Origin of the sequence: Methylobacterium nigriterrae (assembly GCF_037106235.1) — a bacterium.
GTDB classification, from domain to species: domain Bacteria; phylum Pseudomonadota; class Alphaproteobacteria; order Rhizobiales; family Beijerinckiaceae; genus Methylobacterium; species Methylobacterium nigriterrae.
This window is the reverse complement of the sequence record NZ_JBAWTG010000202.1, coordinates 1-6,085: the sequence shown is the minus strand read 5'-3', so window position 1 is coordinate 6,085 and position 6,085 is coordinate 1. Positions and strand designations below refer to the sequence as shown.

The following is a 6,085-nucleotide window of genomic DNA, read 5'->3' as shown; positions in this document are numbered from 1 at the left end:
TCCGTTCGCCCCGCTCTCGGGCGAGCGGCTTCGCGTGGCAGCCTGGTCTGATCATCACTGCAGAGGAAGCGCTCGCCGACGATGGCGAGATCCGCGTCGGCCTGCCTGGCGGCTCGACCGCGGCTGCAACAATAGTCGGGCGCGATCCCTCAACGGACGTCGCGCTTCTGCGCGTCGAGGCCGACCTTCGGCCGGTGACGCTGTCGGCGCCCGCGGTCGCAGCCGGCGGCCTGGTAGTTGCCGTTGGAAGCGCCCAGAGCCAGCCGTTGGCCGCACTCGGCACGGTCGCGCTGGTTGGACCAGCTTGGCGCTCGCTGCGCGGCGGCAGCATCGATGCGCGGATTGAACTCGGCATGGCGCTGCGACGCGAAGCCGAAGGCGGCCTTGTCGTCGATGCACAGGGCGATGCCTTCGGAATGGCGGTTTTCGGGCCGCGTCGACGCGTGCTTGTTATTCCGACCGGCACGATCGAGCGCGTCGCGGCCAAGCTGACGATCGATGGGCGGATCGCACGGGGCTATCTCGGTCTGGGCCTGCAGCCGATTCGGTTGCCCGATGGTGAGGCTGGCGTGATGATCATGAGCGTCGCAGCCGACGGTCCAGGCGCGGGGGCCGGCCTGCTGCAAGGCGACGTCATCACGGGCTGGGACGGAAAATCGGTCGGGAGCCTCAGAGCTGTGCAGCAAGATCTCGGCCCCGACAGCATCGGCAGAACGATCGCGCTGTCGCTGCGACGCGCCGGCGCCGACCTGCAGGTCCAGCTCACCGTCGCGGAGCGACCGGCACCGTGACCGGACCGGATGATGGCCGGCCAATCTTCGTCGCGCTCGCCGTGCCGGATCCAGCACTGGCTGACCGCCTCGCTGCCCTGCTGGCGGATCTGCCCGGGCTGCGCCTTGTGAGCCCCGGAGAACCGGCCGACGTCTCTGTGGTCCCGGCCGAGCCGGAGGCCGGACCGCACCCGGATGCTGAACTCACCCCGCGCGAGTTGGAGGTGTAGGCCCTTCTAGCCGAGGGCACCTCGAACAAGGCCATCGCCCGTCAGCTCGGCATCTCGGTCCACACGGCCAAGTTTCACGTTGGCGCTCTGCTCGACAAGCTCGACGCGGACGGGCGGACCGAAGCGGTCGCGCATGCCGCCCGGCTCGGCGTCATCCACCTTTAGGAACGGAACATGCGTGCGGAGACGGACCATCTCGCCGACGACCGCCGATGCGAGCTGCCGCTCGATGCCTACTCGCGCACCGTTGCGGAAGCTGCGGACCGCGTCGGCCCTGCCGTGGTTCGGATCGAGAACCGCGTTGGCCCGCGAGGCGGCTTCGGCTCGGGCACGATCTTGGCCGGCGATGGGCTGATCCTCACCAACAGCCACGTCGTAGCAGCGGCTCGGCGGGTCCGCATTGCTCTCTCAGATGGCACCGAAGCAGAGGCCGAGGTCATCGGGAACGATCCCGACACGGATCTGGCACTGCTGCGGGCTGGGCTGCCACCGGGCACCAAGGCAGCCTCCCTCGGCGATTCCAAGTCGTTGCGCCGCGGCCACCTCGTCGTCGCGATCGGCAATCCGCTCGGCTTCGAGTCCACCGTCACGGCTGGGGTCGTCTCGGCGCTCGGCCGTTCCCTTCGCGGACGCAATGGGCGCCTGATCGATGACGTGATCCAGACGGATGCGGCGCTGAACCCCGGCAGTTCCGGCGGTCCGCTCGTGTCCGCGACCGGCGAGGTAGTCGGCGTCAACACGGCCATGATTGGGGGGGCACAGGGTCTGTGCTTTGCCATCTCCAGCAACACGGCGCGGTTCGCGCTCGGTGCGTTTCTGCGCCACGGTCGGGTGCGCCGTGCGCATCTCGGCATCGTGGCTCAGACCGTATCGCTGCCGCGCGGCATTGCCGTCGCGATTGGGGCGGGTCCCCGGGCCGTGCGGATTGGCGCGGTCGAAGCTGGTGGTCCGGCTTCTGCCGGCGGTTTGCGGGCCGGTGATGTCATCATCAGCCTGGATGGCCATGCCATCGGCGGGGCTGACGATTTGAGCTGCTTGCTCGATGCTGATTGCCTCGACCGCTCGGTCGTTCTGTCCGTTCTGCGCGAAGGTTGTGTCGAGGAGCGGGCGGTCAGGCCGCGTGAGCGAAACCTGTAGATCCTTCCTGGCTGTGCGTTTCTGCCCCTAGCCCATCTTGGGGTACGTCGTCGCCCACCTGCCGCCGCAGGCGGTGCAGCGCAGGCGCAGAGCGATGTCGGGCACGTACCAATTCGGCCGCAGCAGATCGAAAGACTGCACGGCCTCGTGATTGCAGGCGCAGCTCGCAGACGGTCAACGGTAGATTAGAATGGGCACCTTGGAATGCGTGAGAACCTTCATGGTCTCGCTGCCAATGACGAGGGCGGAAATGCCACGACGGCCATGCGAGGCCATGACAATGAGGTCACAGCCGCGGGCCCCGGCGGTCTCAATAATGGTTTCGTACGGTTGCCGGTCCTCGACTTTCACGACCTCGCAAGGAACACCGACCCGCTTGGCTTCCTGCTCGGCCTCAGTGAGCCTACGCTCGGCGTCGGCATGTGCATGTTGCCTAAACTCATCTGCGTGCGGGTACGGCGGTGCAAAAGCCAATGTCGGGAGCCGGTGGACGACCGTGAGCACTGTGACCTTCGCCCCGACAGTCTTGGCGAGCGATACAGCTTCCTTTACGGCCGAAGCGGAAAGTGGCGTCCCGTCTGTAGGGACGAGAATGTGCTGGTACATCGGGATCTCTCCCAGCAATCCGCGAGTCACGCTCGCGTGGTCGTTCGGGGCCGACCCGTAGGGCCCGTTCCGCTTTATAGCAGTAGGACCGGGACTCGGCACCCGGCCATGATGGCCGCTCAGAACGATTGCTTCGGCGCGGGCCGCTACTCGCCATCGCGTGCGCAGGCCCTCTAGTAACGGTGCCGCCTGTGGTCGGTCGACGCCTCCTTGATGCAGCCCACCAACGGCACGGGCCGCAGGTCCATGTCCTCGCCCGGCTCATCGAGCGGACCTGCCCTCCGCCGTCTGCCCGGTGCCTGCCGGGCAATCTGCGCACCACTCTGAAGCACCTGCACTCGCACCGTTTGAGTCGGGAGTAGAGGCAGCACGGCTTCCGCCGACGGGCGTTCTGGAACGCCTAACATCCCAGCCGCGCTGTGCATCGCCCCCTATTCGCGCGCGTTCAAAATGCATGCCGCCAGACATTGTCAGATTGAATACTCGTGTGGAGAAGACATTCCATTGCTATGCTTGATTAAGCGAGATTATATGCATTGCTTCGATTAGAAGGCAAGAGGGTGGCTCATGTCCCCGTCTGTAGAAATACATTCCGATGGCCGCCGAGATGATGCTGTCACAGCCGAAGATTTTAACGCGATGAGAATGCTCTTCCTGTCGGGTTTATTCATCTCGGTGTCGTGCAGACGCTCCACACCGTTCTGGTCGAACTCGACGCGGATCTCGGCAGCCTCATCGACGAGGTAGGCCTCGATCCCCGGCTCTTCGACGGCAACAGCAAGCTCGTCCCGTTCACCGCACTCGGTCACCTGATCGCTCTGGCTGCCGACCGCACGCGCTGCCCCCATCTCTGGCTGCTTGTCGGGCAGCGAACCACGCTGGCCTCGCTCGGCCTTCTCGGCCTGCTGCTGCGCAACTGCGGCTCAGTGGGTGACGCCCTGCGGTCTCTGGAAGCGCATGCATGCGTGAGAGACCGGGGGGGCGATGGTCGGCCTCGGTGTCCACAACGACGTCGCCGTCCTCAGCTACGCCCCGCATGAGCCTGAGGCCGGGGGCGCTGCTCTGCATCTGGAGCGAGCGCTCGCCACAGTGACCAACATTCTGCGGCCGCTGTATGGCCCCAACTGGGCGCCGCTGGAGGTGCTGCTGCCGCGCTCGGCTCGGCGCGATTCCGCCCCGTATGCCAGCTTCTTTCGCGCGCCCGTCCGCTTCGATCAGGAAACCGCCGCCTTGGTGTTCCCGGCCGCACTCCTGGAGCAGGAGGTCCCAAGCGCGGATTCGGCTGTGCGCCGGAGGGCGGAAGATCGCATCCGCCGGCTTGAGGCGGCGGAGCCTTCCTTGCTGACGGATGAGCTTCGCCAGTACCTTCAGACCAAGGTGACGCGGCAGCGTTGCAAAGCGGAGCGCGTGGCGCGCCTGCGACTGGTGACCCGCCGCACCTTGAACCGCCACCTGAGGGCCGAGGGCACGACCTTCCGGCGGCTTGCCAATGAGGCACAATTCCGAGTGGCGAGGCACCTCTTGACCGACACCAGCATGAGCCTCGCACAGATCTCGGCCGCCCTGGATTTTTCCGAGCCTGCCGGCTTCACGCACGCCTTTCGGCGCTGGTCGGGCATGGCGCCAAGTGCATGGCGGCAGTTCAACCAACCGGAGTTGGAGAACGACCAACACCACGCCGATCCTCACCCGCGAGGGAGGAGGGACAGCAGATGCAGCAGCCCGTTTGCGCCTGGGCCTGCGCCCTTGTGATGCTCGCGGGCGAAGCGAGCGCGCAGGAGGCTCGCTCGTCCCTCGTGGATCGGGCGGACGCGCGCATGCAGATCGGCGCCGCCTCGCTGGTCCCGACGCTGCGCGGACGCTGGCTCTATGCCGATCACAAGCTCGTCGTGGGCCGGGTGCAGGATGTGCGGGTCTCGGCCGACGGCAACACGCTCGTCGCGATTGTTGCGCGCCGGCGCTGGCTCGGCGGCGGGGAGATCGGCGTCCCAGTCCCTCTCATGCATCAGTTCGACAACGACCTGACCGTCAGCGGCACGCGCGAGACCATCCGGGCGATGCCGGCCCTCTGAGAACCGGAGGCCGGACGATGATCCGGGCACTTCTCCTGGTCCTTGCTGTGGCACTCATCCCCTGCGCCCGTCCGGCCTGGCCCGGAACCGCCCGCGGCAGCCGCATCCGCGTCGTCTACAAAGCCCCAAAGGCGACTGAAGCGCAGGCAATCTACCGCGAGATGCGGGCGCGGCGCCTGCTTGAGGGCCTGCGCGAGATCGTCAGCGTCGTTCGGCTGCCTCAGGCCCTCACTCTTCGCCTCGCCGAATGCGACGGTGAGGCCAACGCTTGGTACGCGCCCGAGACGCCGTCGGTCACGGTCTGCTACGAATTCATTCAGGACGTGCGGGAGCGGGCTCCGACGGACACCTCTCTCGCCGGCATGACCCGCCACGAGGCCATCGTTGGCCCTGTCGCGCAGGTGTTCCTGCACGACACCGGTCACGCCCACTTCCATCTGCTAGACGTGCCCGTCCTCGGCCGGGAGGAGGACGCCGCCGACCAACTCGCCGCCTTGGTCCTGCTGCGCCTCAGGCCCGCCTGGGCGCGGCAGATCATCAACGGCAGCGCCTTTCTCCGCGAGCTACGGCGCCGAGGAGAAGCCGGAGAAGGAGGCCCTCGCCGACAATCACGAACTTTTTTCCAGCAGCGCCTCTACAACCTGCTGTGCCTCGCCTACGGATCGGACGAGCGCGCCTTCCACTGTCTCGTCGACCGCGGTGACCTGCCGAAGGAGCGGGCCGAGAACTGCGGCGCCGAGTATGATCAGGCGGCAACCGCCTTGGACAGGCTGTTCCGGCGCCACCTGCGTGGGGCCGCATGGAGCGTGAGCGGGTTCGCCGAGGCTTCCGCTGGGCTCGTTAGTGGCGACGCCAAGGCCCGCGTGGCCGCGGCAAACGGCATCACGGCGCGCAAACCTCGCCACGACTACTCGCGAGGCGAGCGGCGGCAATTTCGAGGAGGGGAACTGTCATGGATGACCTGTCGCACTACTCGGCGGTCGAGCACCTGCGCGATGGCCGGACGCTGGAAATCCGAGCGCTGCGGCCGGATGACCGGGAACGAATGCTGGCTGCCGTCGAACACACGACTGCGCAGTCGCTCTATCGCAGGTTCTTCGGCGCGAAGCGCCACTTCACCGACAAGGAGATCGCGTTCTTCCTGCAGGTCAATTTCACGAGCCATGTGGCCCTAGAGCGGGGCTCGTCCGATCGGAAGCTGTGCTGGGCGGCTGAGGGTTGATGGGGCAAGGAGGAGGCCATGCCGACAACCTTGTCCGTCGATCTGCGC

8 protein-coding genes and 1 pseudogene are annotated in these 6,085 nt (G+C 66.8%); 7 read left to right on the top strand and 2 right to left on the bottom strand.

What is annotated here, in order from left to right:
- From WDW90_RS34055 to WDW90_RS34045, 3 genes and pseudogenes are all read left to right on the top strand, one after another.
- The coding region (locus WDW90_RS34055; RefSeq protein WP_336492120.1) for a S1C family serine protease at nucleotides 1-791 on the top strand (791 nt) is incomplete at its 5' end.
- Nucleotides 788-1,165, top strand: a pseudogene (locus WDW90_RS34050) (response regulator transcription factor). The gene WDW90_RS34055 and the pseudogene WDW90_RS34050, both read left to right, overlap by 4 nt.
- 9 nt (nucleotides 1,166-1,174) lie before the next feature.
- Nucleotides 1,175-2,137 (top strand): S1C family serine protease, encoded by a 963-nt coding sequence (locus WDW90_RS34045; protein ID WP_336492118.1) that lies wholly within the window; start codon nucleotides 1,175-1,177, stop codon nucleotides 2,135-2,137.
- 174 nt (nucleotides 2,138-2,311) lie between these two features.
- On the opposite strand, the gene WDW90_RS34040 is transcribed toward WDW90_RS34045, so the two are convergent.
- Together WDW90_RS34040 and WDW90_RS34035 are read right to left on the bottom strand one after the other, a co-directional pair.
- Nucleotides 2,312-2,743 (bottom strand): universal stress protein, encoded by a 432-nt coding sequence (locus tag WDW90_RS34040; RefSeq protein WP_336492116.1) that lies wholly within the window; start codon nucleotides 2,741-2,743, stop codon nucleotides 2,312-2,314.
- 545 nt (nucleotides 2,744-3,288) lie between these two features.
- The gene (locus WDW90_RS34035) at nucleotides 3,289-3,591 is read right to left on the bottom strand and encodes a hypothetical protein (RefSeq protein WP_336492124.1); all 303 of its coding nucleotides are present in this window, start codon (nucleotides 3,589-3,591) and stop codon (nucleotides 3,289-3,291) included.
- Between WDW90_RS34035 and WDW90_RS34030 the strand changes: the two genes are divergently transcribed.
- Genes WDW90_RS34030 through WDW90_RS34015 form a run of 4 tightly spaced genes read left to right on the top strand, consistent with a single transcriptional unit; the run spans nucleotide 3,478 to nucleotide 5,990 of the window.
- Nucleotides 3,478-3,783: an AraC family transcriptional regulator ligand-binding domain-containing protein gene (locus WDW90_RS34030; protein WP_336492122.1), complete on the top strand. Its 306-nt coding sequence runs from the start codon at nucleotides 3,478-3,480 to the stop codon at nucleotides 3,781-3,783. The genes WDW90_RS34035 and WDW90_RS34030 overlap by 114 nt on opposite strands.
- The gene (locus tag WDW90_RS34025) at nucleotides 3,728-4,495 is read left to right on the top strand and encodes a helix-turn-helix domain-containing protein (RefSeq protein ID WP_336492114.1); all 768 of its coding nucleotides are present in this window, start codon (nucleotides 3,728-3,730) and stop codon (nucleotides 4,493-4,495) included. The genes WDW90_RS34030 and WDW90_RS34025 overlap by 56 nt, the downstream gene beginning before the upstream one ends.
- Nucleotides 4,456-4,815, top strand: a complete 360-nt coding sequence (locus WDW90_RS34020) for a PRC-barrel domain containing protein (protein WP_336492112.1) — start codon at nucleotides 4,456-4,458, stop codon at nucleotides 4,813-4,815. The genes WDW90_RS34025 and WDW90_RS34020 overlap by 40 nt, the downstream gene beginning before the upstream one ends.
- A 17-nt stretch (nucleotides 4,816-4,832) precedes the next feature.
- Nucleotides 4,833-5,990, top strand: a complete 1,158-nt coding sequence (locus tag WDW90_RS34015) for a DUF4344 domain-containing metallopeptidase (protein ID WP_336492111.1) — start codon at nucleotides 4,833-4,835, stop codon at nucleotides 5,988-5,990.
- Nucleotides 5,991-6,085: the final 95 nt, after the last annotated feature.

Excerpts from the sequence above, each read along its gene's own strand:
- WDW90_RS34020 (WP_336492112.1), top strand. The coding sequence starts at position 4,456 with ATGCAGCAGCCCGTTTGCGCCTGGGCCTGCGCCCTTGTGATGCTCGCG.
- WDW90_RS34040 (WP_336492116.1), bottom strand. The coding sequence starts at position 2,743 with ATGTACCAGCACATTCTCGTCCCTACAGACGGGACGCCACTTTCCGCT.
- WDW90_RS34025 (WP_336492114.1), top strand. The coding sequence starts at position 3,728 with ATGGTCGGCCTCGGTGTCCACAACGACGTCGCCGTCCTCAGCTACGCC.
- WDW90_RS34015 (WP_336492111.1), top strand. The coding sequence starts at position 4,833 with ATGATCCGGGCACTTCTCCTGGTCCTTGCTGTGGCACTCATCCCCTGC.
- WDW90_RS34045 (WP_336492118.1), top strand. The coding sequence starts at position 1,175 with ATGCGTGCGGAGACGGACCATCTCGCCGACGACCGCCGATGCGAGCTG.
- WDW90_RS34035 (WP_336492124.1), bottom strand. The coding sequence starts at position 3,591 with ATGGGGGCAGCGCGTGCGGTCGGCAGCCAGAGCGATCAGGTGACCGAG.